At 66.0% G+C, this 16,728-nt stretch carries 16 protein-coding genes; 6 read left to right on the top strand and 10 right to left on the bottom strand.

Features of this window, described 5'->3' with window-relative positions:
* Positions 1 to 8: 8 nt before the first annotated feature.
* On the bottom strand, positions 9 to 1,796 hold the full coding sequence (locus P0652_RS08705; RefSeq protein ID WP_284178390.1) for an acyl-CoA dehydrogenase: 1,788 nt from the start codon (positions 1,794 to 1,796) through the stop codon (positions 9 to 11).
* A 232-nt stretch (positions 1,797 to 2,028) separates the two neighbouring features.
* Between P0652_RS08705 and P0652_RS08700 the strand changes: the two genes are divergently transcribed.
* The gene (locus tag P0652_RS08700) at positions 2,029 to 3,051 is read left to right on the top strand and encodes an L-threonylcarbamoyladenylate synthase (RefSeq protein WP_284178389.1); all 1,023 of its coding nucleotides are present in this window, start codon (positions 2,029 to 2,031) and stop codon (positions 3,049 to 3,051) included.
* 57 nt (positions 3,052 to 3,108) lie between these two features.
* On the top strand, positions 3,109 to 4,038 hold the full coding sequence (locus P0652_RS08695; RefSeq protein WP_284178388.1) for a LysR family transcriptional regulator: 930 nt from the start codon (positions 3,109 to 3,111) through the stop codon (positions 4,036 to 4,038).
* On the opposite strand, the gene P0652_RS08690 is transcribed toward P0652_RS08695, so the two are convergent.
* The 5 genes from P0652_RS08690 to P0652_RS08670 all read right to left on the bottom strand — a co-directional run bounded on the left by P0652_RS08690 (position 4,035) and on the right by P0652_RS08670 (position 9,600).
* Positions 4,035 to 5,315: an MFS transporter gene (locus P0652_RS08690; protein WP_284178387.1), complete on the bottom strand. Its 1,281-nt coding sequence runs from the start codon at positions 5,313 to 5,315 to the stop codon at positions 4,035 to 4,037. The two genes, P0652_RS08695 and P0652_RS08690, sit on opposite strands and share 4 nt — an antisense overlap.
* 145 nt (positions 5,316 to 5,460) lie before the next feature.
* On the bottom strand, positions 5,461 to 7,851 hold the full coding sequence (gene glyS, locus P0652_RS08685) for a glycine--tRNA ligase subunit beta (protein WP_284178386.1): 2,391 nt from the start codon (positions 7,849 to 7,851) through the stop codon (positions 5,461 to 5,463).
* Positions 7,852 to 7,912: 61 nt separating this feature from the next.
* Complete coding sequence (locus P0652_RS08680; protein ID WP_284178385.1) at positions 7,913 to 8,155, bottom strand: CDGSH iron-sulfur domain-containing protein; 243 nt, start codon at positions 8,153 to 8,155, stop codon at positions 7,913 to 7,915.
* Between the two features lie 42 nt (positions 8,156 to 8,197).
* Positions 8,198 to 8,674: a DUF3828 domain-containing protein gene (locus P0652_RS08675; RefSeq protein WP_284178384.1), complete on the bottom strand. Its 477-nt coding sequence runs from the start codon at positions 8,672 to 8,674 to the stop codon at positions 8,198 to 8,200.
* Positions 8,671 to 9,600, bottom strand: coding sequence for a glycine--tRNA ligase subunit alpha (locus tag P0652_RS08670; protein ID WP_284178582.1), 930 nt, complete (start codon positions 9,598 to 9,600; stop codon positions 8,671 to 8,673). The genes P0652_RS08675 and P0652_RS08670 overlap by 4 nt, the downstream gene beginning before the upstream one ends.
* A gap of 211 nt (positions 9,601 to 9,811) precedes the next feature.
* Between P0652_RS08670 and P0652_RS08665 the strand changes: the two genes are divergently transcribed.
* Both P0652_RS08665 and P0652_RS08660 read left to right on the top strand, forming a co-directional pair.
* Entirely contained in the window at positions 9,812 to 10,282 is a 471-nt protein-coding gene (locus P0652_RS08665) for a hypothetical protein (RefSeq protein ID WP_284178383.1), read from the top strand.
* 110 nt (positions 10,283 to 10,392) lie between these two features.
* A complete protein-coding gene (locus tag P0652_RS08660) occupies positions 10,393 to 10,713 on the top strand; it encodes a hypothetical protein (RefSeq protein ID WP_284178382.1) in 321 nt (106 codons plus the stop codon).
* Positions 10,714 to 10,776: 63 nt separating this feature from the next.
* Here P0652_RS08660 and P0652_RS08655 read toward each other — a convergent pair whose 3' ends face one another.
* Entirely contained in the window at positions 10,777 to 11,604 is an 828-nt protein-coding gene (locus P0652_RS08655) for a tRNA1(Val) (adenine(37)-N6)-methyltransferase (RefSeq protein ID WP_284178381.1), read from the bottom strand.
* Positions 11,605 to 11,680: 76 nt separating this feature from the next.
* Between P0652_RS08655 and P0652_RS08650 the strand changes: the two genes are divergently transcribed.
* On the top strand, positions 11,681 to 12,694 hold the full coding sequence (locus tag P0652_RS08650; protein WP_284178380.1) for a polyprenyl synthetase family protein: 1,014 nt from the start codon (positions 11,681 to 11,683) through the stop codon (positions 12,692 to 12,694).
* A gap of 27 nt (positions 12,695 to 12,721) precedes the next feature.
* Here P0652_RS08650 and P0652_RS08645 read toward each other — a convergent pair whose 3' ends face one another.
* From P0652_RS08645 to P0652_RS08635, 3 genes are read right to left on the bottom strand one after another with little or no spacing between them, the layout of a single operon-like run.
* Positions 12,722 to 13,240, bottom strand: coding sequence for a DinB family protein (locus P0652_RS08645; RefSeq protein ID WP_284178379.1), 519 nt, complete (start codon positions 13,238 to 13,240; stop codon positions 12,722 to 12,724).
* 3 nt (positions 13,241 to 13,243) lie between these two features.
* Complete coding sequence (locus P0652_RS08640) at positions 13,244 to 14,146, bottom strand: 4-(cytidine 5'-diphospho)-2-C-methyl-D-erythritol kinase (protein WP_284178378.1); 903 nt, start codon at positions 14,144 to 14,146, stop codon at positions 13,244 to 13,246.
* A gap of 18 nt (positions 14,147 to 14,164) precedes the next feature.
* Positions 14,165 to 15,955, bottom strand: coding sequence for a tetratricopeptide repeat protein (locus tag P0652_RS08635; protein ID WP_284178377.1), 1,791 nt, complete (start codon positions 15,953 to 15,955; stop codon positions 14,165 to 14,167).
* Positions 15,956 to 16,235: 280 nt separating this feature from the next.
* On the opposite strand from P0652_RS08635, the gene P0652_RS08630 reads away from it, so the two are divergent.
* Positions 16,236 to 16,658 carry a thioredoxin family protein gene (locus P0652_RS08630; RefSeq protein ID WP_284178376.1) on the top strand — a complete coding sequence of 141 codons (423 nt, stop codon included), beginning with the start codon at positions 16,236 to 16,238 and terminating at the stop codon, positions 16,656 to 16,658.
* Positions 16,659 to 16,728: the final 70 nt, after the last annotated feature.

Raw genomic sequence — 16,728 nt, 5'->3', positions numbered from 1 at the left:
GCGGGCTCCTATTCGGCGGCGCTGGCAAAGGCCGAGGTGATCGATTCGGCTCCCTCGACCACCGTGGTTTCGAGGCCCTCGGCACCGACGGCGAGATTTTCAGCGAAGAAGCGGGCATCACGGATACGTGCTTCATGGCGCGGATCCGTCTCGCCGGACTGTCGGGCGGCGGCAGCCGCCATGGCCTCGTCGGCGAGATACGCACCGCCGGCGGCAAGCGCGAACAGGCGGAGATAGGGGGTCGCGCCGGCCAAAGCCGCATTCGGGTTGCCCTTCAGAGCCGCGAGCATGAAGCCGGTGGCGCGTTCCAGCGCATCGACGGCACGGCCGATCCGCGTGCCGATGGCGTTGAGCGCGGGATCGTTGAAGGCGCGGGCCCGCTCTGCTGAGGCGCGGTAGCCGGCGATCATCGCGGCGACACGCTGGCCCTCGGAAAGCGGTAGCTTGCGGGTCACAAGATCGATGGCCTGAATGCCATTCGTGCCCTCGTAGATCGCGAGGATGCGCGCATCGCGGTAGTGCTGGGCGGCGCCGGTTTCCTCGACGAAGCCCATGCCGCCATGGATTTGGACGCCGAGCGAGGCAACCTCGGTCCCGATATCGGTCGCGAAGGCCTTGGCCACCGGGGTGAGCATCGAGGCTTCCTCATGTGCGATGCGGCGGGCCTCCTCGTCTTCCAGCCGGTGATGCCGGTCGAGCCCGGACGCCGTGGCAAAGCACAAGGCGCGGGCGGCAGCGATCTTGGCGCGCATCTCCATCAGCATGCGCTTGATATCGGGATGTTCGATGATCGGCGAGGCGGCCGGCGCCCCGACGGCGCGGCCCTGCTTGCGGTCACGCGCATAGGAGAGGGCCTGCTGATAGGCGCGGTCGGCAACGGCGACACCCTGTACTCCGACGCCGAGGCGGGCATTGTTCATCATCGTGAACATGCAGGCGAGGCCCTTGTTCTCCTCGCCGATCAGATAGCCGATGGCCCCGCCGGCATCGCCGAAAATCATCGTGGCCGTTGGCGAGGCATGGATGCCGAGCTTGTGCTCGAGCGCGTGGCAGCGCAGGTCGTTCCGGGCACCGAGGCTGCCATCCGGGTTGACGAGGAATTTCGGCACGAGGAACAGCGAGATGCCGCGCGTACCGGCCGGGGCATCCGGCAGGCGGGCGAGGACGAGATGGATGATATTCTCCGTCATCTCGTGGTCGCCATAGGTGATGAAGATCTTCTGGCCGAAGATCCGGTAGGAGCCATCGTCCGCACGCTCGGCGCGACTGGTCAGCAGGTTGAGGTCCGAGCCGGCCTGCGGCTCGGTCAGGTTCATCGTACCGGTCCATTCACCGGCAATGAGTTTGGGCAGGTAGGTCTGCCGGAGCTGTTCGGTTCCATGCGCGGTCAGGGCCTCGACCGCGCCGACCGTCAGGAGCGGGTTGAGCGCGAAGGCCATGTTGGCCGCGTTCCAGATCTCGCTGCAGGCGACGCTGAGCAGGGTCGGCAGGCCCTGCCCGCCATATTCGGGATCGGCCGCAAGGCTGGCCCAGCCGCCGGCGGCCCAATCCGCATAGGCCTCGGCAAAGCCGGCGGGCATACGGACGGTGCCATCGACCAGGCGGGCCATTTCCTTGTCCCCGACGCGGTTGAGCGGCGCGAGCCGGCCCTCGGCGAATTTGGCGGCCTCGTCGAGGATCGCCTCCGCGACACCATCGGCCAGATCGGCATAGAGACCCGAGGCGATGCCCTGCTCCAGCCCGGCGACATGGCGCATGGCAAACAGGATATCCTCGACTGGCGCGCGGTAGGTCATGGCCTCTCTCCCCGATGCAGGCCGTTACCCGGCCTCGTTCCGTGCTGACGAAGGTCTAGCAAGCCTCCCCGACAGGCGGAAGCGCGCAGCCCTGATTTAGTTCATATATAAACTATCTGGTTTCGTGCCGGATGGCAAGGCCTTCCTTCTAGACTTCCGGCGCGGTCAACGCAGTCAGCTGGCCGACAAAGATGTGTTGCAGACATGAGGTAACTTGCCTCAAAGATGTCCCATGCATTCGCCAACCGCGACGACACTTGTCCTGACCGACCGGCCGGAAGATCTGGCCCGTGCGGGGGCCATGTTGGCCGGAGGTGAACTCGTCGCATTTCCGACCGAGACCGTCTACGGGCTCGGCGCGGATGCCACGGACCCGCAGGCCATCGCGCAGCTTTATGCTGCCAAAGGCCGCCCGCGCTTCAACCCGCTGATCGCCCATGTCGCCAGCCTCGATCAGGCCCTCGCGCTTGGCGAGTTCCCGACGGAAGCGCGGGTTCTGGCGGAAGCGTTCTGGCCGGGCCCGCTGACTCTTGTTGTTCCCGCCCGTGCCGGTGGGCCGGTTTGCGAACTGGCCCGGGCCGGGCTCGATTCGGTGGCGATCCGTGTCCCGGATCATCCGGTGGCGCAGGCGATTCTTCAGGCCGCGGGCCGCCCGGTCGCCGCGCCGAGCGCCAACCGTTCGGGGCATGTCTCGGCCAGCGATGCGCGCCATGTCGAGGAGGACCTTGCCGGCCGGATTGCGGCGATTGTCGATGGCGGGGCCACGCCCATCGGCGTCGAATCAACGATTGTCGGCTGCCTCGGCGGCGTGGTCACGCTTCTTCGCCCTGGCGGCGTCCCGCGCGAGGCAATCGAGGCGAAGCTGGGCCGGCCGCTCGAAACCGCTTCGGCCGATCCCGGCCGGCCGCTCGCCCCCGGGCGGCTGAGCTCCCATTACGCGCCGCAGCATGGCGTGCGACTTAACGCCACAGCCCTTCGCCCGGGCGAGGCCTATCTCGGATTCGGCTCGGCCGAACCGGGTGGTGCAGAGCCCGTGGCCAGGCTGAATCTGTCGCGATCGGGCGATCTCGCGGAGGCGGCGTCACGGCTTTATGGCTGCCTGCGTGTGCTGGATTCGGTGCCCAGCACCGGAATCGCCGTGGCACCGCTGCCGGGCACCGGGCTTGGCGAGGCGATCCAGGACAGGCTGTCGCGCGCTGCGGCACCGCGGGAGACGGCAAGTTCCGACGCCTCGGACACCCTTGCCAAAAGTTGATAAATCATGCGGAGATAGTTCTTGATACTGTATAACGAATACAATCTGTGATCCGCCATGCAGCCACTCGCCTGGGATGATTTCCGCCTCGTCCGCGCCATTGCCGACCACCGGTCCCTCGGTGGCGCGGCGGAAGCCCTCGGTGTCAACAATTCGACGGTTTTCCGGCGGTTGAACACGCTTGAGGAGCATCTCGGCGTGCGGATCTTCGAGCGTGCCCGTTCCGGCTACCTGCTGACTTCGGCGGGTGAGGAGATGGTGGCGCTGGCCAGCCGGATGGCCGAATCCATCCTTGAATTCGAGCGCCGGATTGCCGGGCAGGATGTCCGCCCCTCGGGCGAGCTGCGGGTGACGACGACAGACACGATTTTCTCGCATCTCGTCTCGCCGATCTTCTGCGCTTTCCGCCAGCGCTATCCGGAAATCACGCTCGATTTTGTGATCGATAACCGCGCCCTGAACCTGTCGCGGCGTGATGCCGATGTGGCCATCCGCGCCTCGGTCGATCCGCCGCCTTCGCTGGTCGGGCGGCGCGTCGCCACGATCGGCTGGGGCTGCTATGCCGGCCGCACCTTCGTTGCCGAGCAGAAGCCGGACCTGGCGCACCCCGAGAGCCTGCTGCGCAAGCCGGCCCGCTGGGTCGGCCTCGGCGATCCGATCGGGATGACCGCCGGCGGGCGCTGGATTTCCGGGCAAGTGCCGCCCGAATGCGTGGTGGTGAAGGTCAACATGGTCTCCACCCTCGCCAGCGCGGCGCAGGCCGGCCTCGGCATGACAACCCTGCCCTGCTTCATCGGCGACCAGTTGCCCGACCTTGTGCGGATCCACTCGCTCCGCATTTCCTCGGATACCGGCCTGTGGGTTCTGACCCATCCGGATCTGAAGAAGGCCGCGCGGGTGCGGGCCTTTCTCGAGTTCTTCGGTGCGGAGCTGACGAAGCGCCGCCGCCTGATCGAAGGCGACGACATTTCCAACCCGCCGGCCTAGGCCGGTTGGGGCTGCCAGCGGCCCGGCGCGGCGCGCTCGATGATCGGCAGGTTGATGATGGCCGAAGCCACGCCGAGCCCGACGGAAAGCCACCAGACCACGTCATAGCTGCCGGTGCGCTCGAAGAGCAGGCCGCCCAGCCAAACGCCGAGGAAGGCGCCGACCTGGTGCGAGAAGAAAGCAAAGCCGTAGAGCATCGCCATGTAGCGCGGCCCGAACATGATCGAGACGAGGGCGGCCGTTGGCGGCACGGTGGAGAGCCAGAGCAGCCCCGTGAAGGCGCCGAAAGTCAGCGCCGAGAGCACCCCGACCGTTGTCACGATGCCGAAAACGCTGACCGGCTGCGCGACGAAGGGGATCGAGAGCAGCAGCCCGATCGTCACCACCGAACGGGCGAAATAGATCGCGGCGAGGATCCATCGCTTGGGCATGCGGTTGCCGAGCCAGCCAGCCGAAAGCGAGCCGACAATGTTGAAGATGCCGACCAGCGCCAGCGTCCAGCCGCCCACTTCCGGCGGCAGGCCGATATCCTTGAAATAGGACGGAAGATGCACCGTGATGAAGGCAAGCTGGAAGCCGCAGGTGAAGAAACCGAGCACCAGCAGCACATAGGAGCGGTGCCGGAAGGCCTGGTTGAGCGCCTGCTTGACCGACTGGTTGTCGGCGCTTGGCGCGGCATTGGCAGCCGCCTGCTTCTGGGGCGGTGTGGCGATGGCGAGCGCCAGCGGCAGGACCAGCATGGTCAGGCCGGCGAAGATCAGCAGCGCATTCTGCCAGCCGTAATCGCGGATCAGCGCCACGCCAAGCGGCGAGAACAGGAACTGGCCGAAGGAGCCGGCGGCCGTGCCGGCGCCGAAGGCCATCGAGCGCTTTTCCGGCGGCAGCAGCTTGCCGAAGGCGGCGAGGACGAGGTTGAAGGACGAGCCGGCGAGGCCGAATCCGATGAGCACACCGGCGGTGAGGTTCAGCGTCAGCGGGTCGCCCGCCACGGTCATCAGCGCGAGGCCGGCGGCATAGAGGCTGGCGCCGACCCAGAGTACGCGCAGGGTGCCGAAGCGATCGGCGATGGCGCCCATGAAGGGCTGGCCGACGCCCCAGAGCAGGTTCTGGATGGCGAGGGCCATCGCGAAGACATCGCGGCCCCAGCCATGGGTGGAGATGATCGGCTGCTGGAAGAAGCCCATCGTGGCACGCGGCCCGAAGGTGAGCATCGAACAGGCGCAGCCGGCAAGGATGATCAGGCCCGGCGCAAGCGCGCGGGAAGCGGTGGCATTCATGGGAAAGCTCCAAGGTTGCCCCGAGCCTAGGCCAGATTCCCGGCCTTGGCGAGACTGTCGCTTTGCCTTCTTGCGTCAAGATCACGCCAAAAGGGCAGCAGGCCTGACCGAATGTCGGAATCGCGGGTGACGGGGCGGCCCGGCCCTACCCCGCGATGCGGCTGAAATCCGCGACCTGCCGCGTCACGCGGCGGAGCGTGGCGAGCAAGGCAAGGCGGTTGCGGCGGATGGCCGGATCCTCGGCATTGACGAGGACCGCCTCGAAAAAGGCATCGACCGGGCCGCGCAGCGCCGCCATGGCGCGCATCGCCGCCTCGAAATCGGCCTTGCCGAGCGCGATGCCCGCCGCCTCGCCGGCTTTCGAGAGCGCCTCGAGCAGGGCCTTCTCGCTCGGTTCGCGGCAGAGTGCGGGGTCGGCGGCCGCCTCGAAGGCGCCCTCGCCATCCTTCTTCTCCTCGGCGCGGAGGATATTCGCCGCGCGCTTGAAGCCGGCGAGCAGCGACGTGCCATCCTCGGTTTCGAGGAAGTGGCCGAGGGCGTTCACGCGGCGGGTGACGAGGAGGAGGTCGTCATTGGCCTCGCCATTGCCAAGCACGGCATCGACGAGGTCATGCCGTGCGCCCTGGTCGCGGAGCATGACTTTCAGGCGGTCATGGAAGAAGGAGAGGAGGTCGGAAGCGACTTTCTCTAAAGACAAGAACCTTTGGCAACTAGCCGCAATTTCTGCCCTACGATCCATTCCATTTCCGTTGGGGTCTTTCAGGATCTGCAGGCGGAAAGAAAACAGATCGTCATCGCCAATCAGATGGTCCTTATATATATAGACATCTTCATTCGATGCGTATTTCACATCATCAAAATAATAGTATTCATTGCCTTCTTCATCGTACCTTGGGCCAATATCCATGTGCCAAGAAGGGACATCAAATAAGTCATCTTGATCTTTTTTTACATATCGGAGAACAAAGTCTGCGCGACGATAGATTCTGGGATGCGTCCAAGAAACCAAGTTGGTGACGCCCACCTTCACCCCATTCTCCACCAGCAGCCGAATAACCCCCAGCGCCGCTCGCCTGAGCGCATAGGGGTCCTTGCTGCCCGTTGGCTTTTCGTCGATCGCCCAGAACCCGACCAGCGTATCGAGCTTGTCCGCCAGCGCGACGGTAGTGGAAACCGGGTCTTTCGGCACGGAATCGCCGGGGCCGACCGGCTTGTAATGCTCCTCGCAGGCGGCGGCGACCGAGGGGTCGAGCCCGATCTGCCCGGCATAGATCCGGCCCATCAGGCCCTGCACTTCCGGGAATTCGCCCACAACCTCGGTCTGCAGGTCGAGCTTGCAGATGCGGGCGGCGAGATCGACCTTCTCGAGGTCAGCGCCGGTGACGGCGCAGAGTTCCTTTGCCAGCGCGCGGATGCGCTCGATGCGATCCCACTGGCTGCCGAGCTTCTCGTGGAAGGTGACGTTCTTGAAGCGCTCCAGCCGGGTGAAGCCCGTATCCTCGCGCCAGACCTTCTTGTCGGTCTCCCAGAAAAACTTGGCATCGGAGAGGCGGGCGCGGATGACGCGCTCATTGCCGGCGATGATGGTGGCGCCGCCATCCTTCGCCTCGATATTCGAGACCAGCAGGAAACGGCTGGCGAGCCGGCCATCGGGGCCGCGCAGGACGAAGCATTTCTGGTTGGCGCGGATCGTGGCGCGGATGACCTCGCCCGGCACGTCGAGGAAGGCGTCCTCGAAGCGGCCCATCAGCACGACGGGCCATTCGACCAGCCCCGCCACCTCATCGAGCAGGCCCTCATCCTCGACAACCTCAAGCCCCTGCGCGAAAGCGAGGTTGCGGGCATCCTGCCGGATGATCTCCTTGCGGCGGGCGGGATCGAGCACGACCTTCGCCGCCTCGAGCTTCGCCGCGTAATCCTCGAAGCGCTTCACGCGGATTTCCGCCGGCGCCAGAAAACGGTGGCCATAGGTGATGTTGCCGGCGGCGAGCCCGTCCACCGCGAAGGGGACGATCTCGGGCTCCTCGGTCTCGGCGCCGAAGGTGGCGAGAATCGCGCGGAGCGGTCGCACCCAGCGCAGCGACGCGGAGGAGGTGCTGGCCGCGCCCCAGCGCATGCTCTTCGGCCAGGGGAAGGCGCGGATCGTCGCCGGCAGGATCTCGGCCAGCAGGTCCAAAGTGGGGCGGCCCGGCTTCTCGATCACGGCGACGTAGAATTCGCCCTTCTTCGGATCGCTCTCGATCTTCGCCTGATCAAGCGAGGCGAGGCCCGCCGCTTTCAGGAAGCCCTGCACCGCGCCTTCGGGCGAGCCGACGCGCGGGCCCTTGCGCTCCTCGCGCGTATCCGGCTGGCGGGCCGGCAGGCCGACGACATGCAAAGCCAGCCGGCGCGGCGTCGCATAGGCCTGCGCGCCCTCATAGGTCACGCCCGCCTCGACCAGCGCGTTGGTCACGAGGCGCTTCAGATCCTCCGAGGCCTGCTTCTGCATGCGGGCCGGAATTTCCTCGGAGAAGAGTTCGAACAGAAGATCAGGCATGGGCGTTCCGGGTTCCGGGCTGGCCGCGCCCGGATCAGGCGCGGCATCGGCTGGTTTGGGTTCAGAGCTTGTTATGCGCGCCGTCGCAGAGGGGCGATTTGCCCGTCTGCTTGCAGGTGCAGAAGAAGACGCGGCGATCGGATTCGGCCGTCCACTGCATCGGGCTGAATTTGCCCTCCGCATTGTGGGAGCCGTCGCAGAACGGCTGGTTCTTCGACAGGCCACAGGTACACCACCAGTAATCCTTGCCCTTTTCCACCTCGACGGGGATGGGCGCCGTGCCACCAACATGCGGTTTCGTCATGGGTTGTCCCTCGGTTGAGGCCGGAAAATGCCGGCGATCCATTCAATTGCCTTTTGCGCCGGCCTCGAGCATTTTCGACCAGCGCCAGCCATCGGTTTGCGCGGGGTTGACGATGTCGTCGATTCGCCAGGCGTTTTTCTCCTGCACCAGTTCGAAGACCAGCGTCTGCTCGGGCTGCTCCTTGAAGATGCGCATCGTCACCGAGACGACAGCCTTGCCGCCCGACGCATTTGTGGTCGAGAATTTGAGCGTCTCGCGGAGGTTGTCGTCCGAATCCTGCGAATTGGTCGTCGGATCGAAATCGAGGCCGGAGACGACTTCGTTCAGCCGCCGCGAGGTCCGGATTGCCGCGGCATAGAGTTTCCGCAGCCGGGCGGAATAGGGCCGCTGGGCATTCTTGATCTTCGGGTCATAGACCTGCCGCACCACGGCAACCGGATCCGCCGGGCTGGCTTGCGCAAAAGCCGGTCCGCTCGCGAGGCCGGCCAGCAGCGCGAGGACGACATGCCGCCGGTTCATGCCGCACCGCCCGCTTCGGTCTTCACCCAGGCGGCGCCGCAGGCCTTGGCGAGTTCGCGCACGCGGAGGATGTAGCTCTGCCGTTCGGTGACCGAGATCACGCCGCGCGCATCGAGCAGGTTGAAGGCGTGGGAAGCCTTGATGCATTGGTCATAGGCCGGGAGGACCTGCCGGTGGCGCTGGCCCTCGCCGCCCTCGCCCGCGGCCAGCAGGGCCCGGCACTCGGCCTCGGCCTCGGCGAAATTGCGGAAAAGCTTCTCGGTATTCGCATATTCGAAATTGTGCCGGGAATATTCCTGCTCAGCCTGCCGGAAGACATCGCCGTAGGTGACCTTGGCGTCACCTTCGAGCCCGTTGAAATTCAGCTCGAAGCCATTGTCGACGCCCTGGAGATACATGGCGAGGCGCTCGAGCCCATAGGTGAGTTCGCCCGCGACCGGGGCGCATTCCTGGCCGGCCACCTGCTGGAAATAGGTGAACTGGCTGACTTCCATGCCGTCACACCAGCATTCCCAGCCGAGGCCCCAGGCGCCGAGGGTGGGGCTTTCCCAGTCATCCTCGACAAAACGCAGGTCATGCAGGGCCGGGTCGATGCCGATGGCATAGAGGCTTTCGAGATAGAGTTCCTGCAGGTTCGGCGGCGAGGGCTTCAGGATGACCTGGAACTGGTAATAGTGCTGGAACCGGTTCGGGTTCTCGCCATAGCGGCCATCCTTGGGCCGGCGCGAGGGCTGGACATAGGCCGCATTCCACGGCCGGGGGCCGAGGGCGCGCAGCGTCGTGGCCGGGTGGAAGGTGCCCGCGCCGACCTCCATGTCATAGGGCTGCAGGATGACGCAGCCCTTTTCCGCCCAGAAGCGCTGGAGCGTCAGGATCAGGCCCTGGAAGGAACGGTCAGGTCGAAGGGCATCTGGCCCATGCGTCAAAGCAGTCACGGCGGATCATCCCGGAAAAGGCGTTGGTTTCCCCTAGCCGAGCGTGCGGGAGGCTCGCAAGCCCCTTCACCCGTAGCGGTGCGGTTAACGGGGCGTGAAAGCCCTGTGCGCGAACGCACCGCCGGCCGGCGCGGGAAGCGGCATTGTCCCGGTCATGGCGCTCCCCCCCGGCGCCCCAACATCGAGACCCCGGAGAAAACCCATGACCAAGCTTTCGAACACCCACACCGCCAAGTTCCGCAAGGCCAGCCGTTTCAGCATGCTCGCCCTCGCCCTCTCGCTCTCCACCGGCACGGTCGCCGGCATGTTCGGCATCGCAGCCATGACCTCTGGCCCCGTCCAGGCCCAATCCGCCAACAATGGTGGCGGCGGTGGTCCGGCTGGCAATGGCAGCGCTGGTGGCGGTGCCGGCCCAATGATGGCCAACCCGATCGCCGCCTTCAACCCGATCCCGAACGAGCCGAACAGGGACCCCAACAATGGCCGCGGCCGCATCCGCGGCGCCAATTGCGAAGGCAGCCAGAGCGGCATCGACAGCGAGCGCTGCAAGAACAACCCGCGCTCGACGCCGCGCATCGTCCGGATCAACGGCTTCAGCAATTGCGCGATCATCCAGCAGGTGCCGAGCCCGCAGGGCGGCCCCGCCGAGTTCTACTGCGTGAAGCCGATGTAAGGCCGAAGCCAGGCCGGCAGTCCCGCCGGCCTGGCAATCTCGACCAGCCTGTTTCACGACTGTTCATGTTCAATCGGTACGCTCTTTCCGGGCGACCCAAGGAGAGCACCATGACCCGTTCTTCCCCCATGATCCTCGCCGCCCTGTTCGCGGCGCTTCTCGGCCTTGTCGGCCTGACCCCGGCCCGTGCGGCCGGCATTCCCTCCGGACCGGCACTGATCCTGGATGCCCAGTCCAAAACGCAGACCAGCCCCGTCTACTATCACCGCCGCCATTACCGGCCGTATCGCCATGTCTACCGGCGGCATCATTACCGGCCGTATTACTATCGCCCGGCGCCGGTCCATTACCGCCGCTGCGTCACCCGGCCGCGCGTCGTCTGGACGCCCTATGGCTATGTCCGCCGCTGGGTCCGCGTCTGCCGGTACTGAGAACCGACCCGATCGGGAACAATCCCGGGCGGCGCAAGCCGCCCGGTTTCCGTTTCCAGCCCCTCACCCTTGCTGCGCTTGATGTTGCCCGGGCCGCATCGGCAGCAAGGCCAGGCCATCGTGAAGCGCAGCAGACAGCGCGGTCGGCCTGTCGCCCTCGAACAACACAAGCGGCGGCAGGATCGTCAGCCCCTGCCGTGACCCCTTGATCCCCGATACGAGCAGCCGATGGGCCGGTTCCGCAGCCCGGGGATGGATGAACCGGAGGGTCAGGCCACCGAACCGGCGCGCCATGGCCGCCAGCACGTCCCCCAGCGAATCTGCCCGGTGGATCATCACGATCCCCCCGCCCGGCGCGAGCACGGTAGCCGCATTGCGCAGCCAGCCATCGAGGTCGCCGTCGAGTTCATGGGCGGCCCGCCGGCCTGCATCCGGCGAGGCGCGCCCGCGCCCCCGGGTGAAATAGGGCGGGTTGGTCAGGACAAGGTCAAAGGCTTCCCGGAGGTCCTTTTCGCGCCCGAGGGCGAAGGCGTCCGCCTCCCGGCAGGAAACCCGGTCCGCGAGGCCATTGGCCGCGATATTGTGGCGCGCCAGGGCTGCCATGGCCGGGTCGCGCTCCAGCAGCATCGCCCGTGATTCCGGCCGGCCTTTCGCGACCTGCAGCCCCACCATTCCGGTCGAGGCGCCGAGATCGAGGATATGCCGCGCCTCTCCCGGAGCCGCCGCCGCGAGGAGAACCGCATCCGTGCCTGCACGATGGCCCCGCGCCGGCTGGCGCAGAAGAAGTGTGCCCCGGAACAGCTGGTCTTCGGTCGTATCGCCTTCGCCCCGACGGTTCGCACCCAATGCCGCATCTCCCTTGCCGGCTGGCGGCAGCGCCTCAAGTTGCATTTGGTTTTCTTCGCGTGGCGGCGTATGGAAAGCAATCCGGCGCAAGGGCCGCATGCGGAATTCAGAGGTTGGGATCGTGGGAGTCGTCGTTTCCTTCGGAGAAAAGCCTAAAGGCGAGACCATCGACCGGCTGGTCGGCTTGCTGAAAGACGACATGGCGCGCGTCAACGAGACGATCCTCGCGCGGACCGGCTCTGACGTGATGATGATCCCCGAAGTGGCGCAGCATCTGATCTCGTCCGGCGGCAAGCGGCTCCGGCCGATGCTGACCCTCGCCACGGCCCAGCTCGCCCGCTATTCCGGGCAGGGCCATATCAAGCTGGCCGCTTCGGTCGAGTTCATGCACACGGCAACGCTGCTCCACGATGATGTGGTGGACGAGAGCGACCTGCGCCGTGGCAAGCCCTCCGCCCGCAAGGTCTGGGGCAACGAGGCCAGCGTGCTTGTCGGCGATTTCCTGCTTGGCCAGGCTTTCAAGATGATGGTCGAGGTCGGCTCGCTCCAGTGCCTCGACGTGCTCTCCACGGCCGCTGCTGTGATCGCCGAGGGCGAGGTCATGCAGCTCGCTGCCGCCAAGAACACCGCCACGACCGAGGATGAGTATCTCTCGGTCATCCGTGCCAAGACTGCGGCCCTTTTCGCCGCTGCTGCCGAAGTGGGCCCCATCCTCGCTGGCGCGGACCAGACCGCACAGAAAGCTTGCCGCTCCTACGGGCTCAATCTCGGCATTGCCTTCCAGCTCATCGATGACGCGCTGGATTATGGCGGTACGGCCAGCAAGCTCGGCAAGAATGTCGGCGACGATTTCCGCGAGGGCAAGATCACATTGCCCGTGGTGCTGGCCTTCCGGCGCGGCTCGGATGACGAGCGCGCTTTCTGGCGCGAGGCACTGGAAGAGGGCGCACATGACGATGTCGCGCTCGGCCGAGCGATCGAGCTGCTCAAGAAGCACCGGGCACTGGAAGATACGGTCGAGCGCGCTCGCCACTATGCCGCCATGGCCAAGGACGGGCTGGCGCTATTCCCCGGCTCGCCGATGCGTGATGCGCTGGACGAGGTTGTCGATTTCTGCGTGAACCGGGCGCACTGACGTTCGTTCCCGTCAACAAGGCGCCGCTCAGGGCGGCCCCTCGCCGGCCGGATCCACGAAGAACAGATCCGTATCTTCCGGGTGGGCCCCCGCGGCCGTCAGCATGGCATGGACCTGCCCGCGATGATGCGTCTGGTGATTGAAGAAATGCGCCGCCAGTGCCCAGTTCGGGCGTGAGACCTCGCGGCCGGCTGCCCCGGACATCCAGCTCTGCGAGGCTGCGAGCCAATCCGCCTGCACCCGGCCGGCCCAATCGAGAATCTCTTCATCGAGGGCCATTCTCGCCGACCGATAGCTCGCCCAGTCCGGAAACAGGGTCGCCGAAAGCCGGTTGGGCAAGGGCGGTTTGGGCCGCCCCGTGAACCGGTGCATCCAGACCGTGTCGCCCCAGGCGATATGGTTCAGCGTGCCGAAAACGCTGCCGAAAAACGCGCCGCGATCCAGCCTGCGGGCGGCATCGTCAAGCCCGTCCGCCGCCGTTACCAGCGACCGGTTCTGCCAGGCATTATAGCGCGCCATCAGGCGCACATGATCGGGGCCGATCATGGTTCAGCCTCCCATCGGTGCGCGGGTCACGATGTCCCAGCCGGGCAGTCGGAGTGCGGTCGCGGATACCCACCAGCCGGGGTTCCGGGCGGCGATATCGCGCGCGGCGGCATTGCGGGCATGGGCGTTCGAGAAAATTGCGTAGCAGGTCGCGCCCGAACCAGACATGCGCGCCAGCCAGCAGCCGGCCTGCCGCCGCAAGGCATAGACAACCTCGGTGATCGCCGGCACGAGGGATTCGGCGATGGGCTGGAGGTCGTTCCGGGTCTGCGAGGCGAGAAAATGCAGCGGCTGGAGCGAGAGCTTCTCGTAAGTCACCGGCGGCTTTTCATGGCGCTGGCCTGGCTGAAGGCCCATCTGCCGGAAGATCTCGGCGGTTTCGACCCCGATCCCGGGATTGACGAGCAGGACCGGCGCCGGCTCGCTGGCCAGAGGCGGGCCCAGTTCGTGGCCGATACCGGAGATCAGCCGGGTCTTCCGGTCGAGGCAGGCCGGCACATCGGCGCCGAGCATGGCGGCGCAATCCACGAGACGGGGATCGGAAAGCGGAATGTCGTTCGCCCGGGCCAGCAGACGGAGGGCGGCAGCGGCATCGGCCGAACCACCGCCGATTCCGGAGGCGACAGGCAGAGCCTTGACCAGGACAAAGCGGCCCAGATGGCCAGGGCCGATATGCGCCACGAAGGCGCGCGCTGCCCGCAGGACGAGATTGTCTTCCGCCACAGCCAGCGAACCGGCGAAGGGTCCCTCGATCGAGAGACCCAAGGGTTGGCCGGGCAGGAGATGCAGCTCATCGCCATGATCGGCGAAGGCGACGAGGCTTTCGAGCAGGTGGTAGCCATCCGGCCGACGGCCAAGGACATGCAGGAACAGGTTGACCTTCGCCAGCGCGAATTCGGTCAGCATCCGGGTGCCCTGCCCAGCTCAGCCGCCATTCGGCTTCGGCGTGGCCGCATTGGCCGCCGGGCCTTCCTCCAGACCGGTCTGGAGCTTCCGGCGGATCTTCTCGGCGTCCTCGGGCTCCGGGTTCAGCCCCAGGGCCTGTTCCCACTTGAACTGGGCCTCGCGTTTGCGGCCGACCTTCCAGTAGGCATCGCCGAGATGATCGTTGATCGTCGGATCCCCCGCCTTGAGCAGGACCGCGCGTTCGAGCTCGCGCACGGCATCCTCGTAGCGGCCGAGGCGATAGAAGGCCCAGCCAAGGGAATCGACGATGGCACCGTCGCCGGGCGAGAAGGCCACGGCCTCGCGGAGCATGTCGAATGACTTCTCGATGTTGATGCGCATGTCGACCCAGGAATAGGCGAGATAGTTCAGTACCTGCGCCCGCTCGACCCGCTCGCGCGGTGTCCGCGGCCGGGCCGGGAGCAGATCAAGCGCGGCGAGGAAATCCAGCTCCGCCTTTTCCCATTGCTTCGACCGCTCGTAGCCGATGGCCCGACCAAAGAAGAGCGGCCAGTGACGCTGCTCGACCTTGGGCAATGCGGCGATGGTGGTGCTGTAGACCTCGACCGATTCGGTCCAGCGCTTCTTCACGCGGAGAATGGTGCCCAGCGTGTCGGCTGCTTCCATGTCACCGGGGTTGCGGGCGAGCAGTTCGCGCAGGACCGTGATGGCCTCATCGGTCCGCTCCATGCGTTCGAGCGCGCCGGCCCGGCCGATCGCCGCGCGATTGGCGAGGACGGAACTTGCGGGGATGGTCTCGTAGAGCTGCGCAGCGCGGGCATATTGACGCATCTGCTCGAAGAACTCGGCCAGCGTCGTCGCAATCACTTCGTCCTTCGGCGAGAGGTAACGCGCCATCTGAAGGTAGATTATCGCCGACATCGGGTCCCGCGCAGCGGAGCCGACCGCGCCGAGCCCATAGAAAACCTCCGCCGTTCCCTCGGCGATCGAGCCGGCCAGCGGAGGCAGTTGCTCGCCCTTCGCGAGCAAGGCGGCCTGGCGATCGAGATAGGGCTGGTTCGGATTGCGCTGCTGCCAGGTCTCGATCACCTTGACCGCCTCGGCGATCTTGCCCCGGCGCGAGAGGATCCGGGCATAGGCATCGACCACGCGGAGGATGTTGGGATCGGCCTTGTAGGCGCTTTCGAGGCGGCTCTCTGCTTCGCCGAAACGCCTTGCGGATTCCGCAATCATCCCGGCGAAGAAATCGCGATAGCCGCGCAGCTCGTTGTCTTTGAACCGATCGACGGATTGCAGCGCGCCGTTAATCTCGCCGAGGCCAGCCATGGCCCAGGAACGCAACAGCGAAATGGTGAGATCCGCCTCGCGCACCGTGCCGCCGGCGCGCTCGAAACTCGATTTGGCGCGCTCGTATTGCCGGCTGCGCAGCGCGCGCACACCCAACGCGACATGGGCCAAAGCGTTGGATTTATCGCGCTGGATGGCCCGTTCAGCCAGCCGGAAGGCTTCATCCATGTTGCCATCGACGAGTTCGGCAAGGAAGGCCTGGTCAATCAGCCCGGCATTCCGCGGATCCGCGCGGAGCGCTTCCCGGAAGAATGCGGCCGCCGCTGCCGTGTCCCGCTCGGTATTGGCGACAACGCCGGCAAGGAAGGCGCCCGATGCCCCGAGCCCGGGCGTGACGCGCTCCTTGCTGGCAGGCGCAGCCTGTGCCGCCGGGAGCCCCAGCATGAATGCGAGCGCAACACCGAGGAACCGCAGCCTGACCTGCCGTTCCGTGCAGGATGCCTTGCTGGCGCTGAAAGACAAACGGGCGCTGTTCCTGCAATCCATCCGGTCGTGCCAATCCTGTTTCCTGCCGAGTCGCGGCCCTGAACATCCTTTCGGTTAGCACCGAAACAAGGCTTCAGAAAGGCCCAAATACCAGTGGTTACATGGGAGCTCGCCTCCGCGCAGGCAGGGGCCGGGCACGGGAATGTGATCGGCCCGTGCCTGCTCGTGATGTGACTTCCCCTGCAGCACCGTGCACAGCATCAATCCGTCACAAGCGTGCAGCGCCCTGCACTGCCTCTTACCAAGGAGAACCCCGATGTTCCGTTCGTCCCTGCTCTCGCGGCGCCACATGCTTGTTGCCGGTCTGGCGGTTGCTGCTATCGCCGCCGCGCCGGCGCTCGCCGTCACGCTGGCAACAGGCTTCTTGGCCTACAAGAAGGAAGCCTTCGACGCCGCCCTGAAGGGCTCGAAGCCGGTTCTCGTTCATGTGCATGCCGATTGGTGCCCGACCTGCAAGCGCCAGCAGGTCGTGTTCAACGAGCTTGCGAAGACCCCGGAATTCGGCAAGCTCGTTGCCTTTACTGTGGATTTCGACATGGATGGCGAATTCAAGTCCGCCTATAACGTGCGCAACCAGTCCGTCATCCTTGTGTTCAAGGGCGGCAAGGAAGTGGCCCGCTCGGGCGGTGTCACCGACAAGGCGCAGATTGCGGCGCTCGTTGCCGAAGCCGCGAAGTAACAGGAAGCCGGCAGGAGAGACTGCCGTTTCCCGTCGCGGAAGCCGGAGCTCCGCGACAGACCGGCAAGCC

It is taken from the genome of Rhabdaerophilum sp. SD176 (assembly GCF_030143245.1).
Classification (GTDB): Bacteria; Pseudomonadota; Alphaproteobacteria; order Rhizobiales; family Beijerinckiaceae; genus Rhabdaerophilum.
Note: the sequence above shows the minus strand (reverse complement) of the source record. Positions and strands in the feature narration are given on the sequence as shown.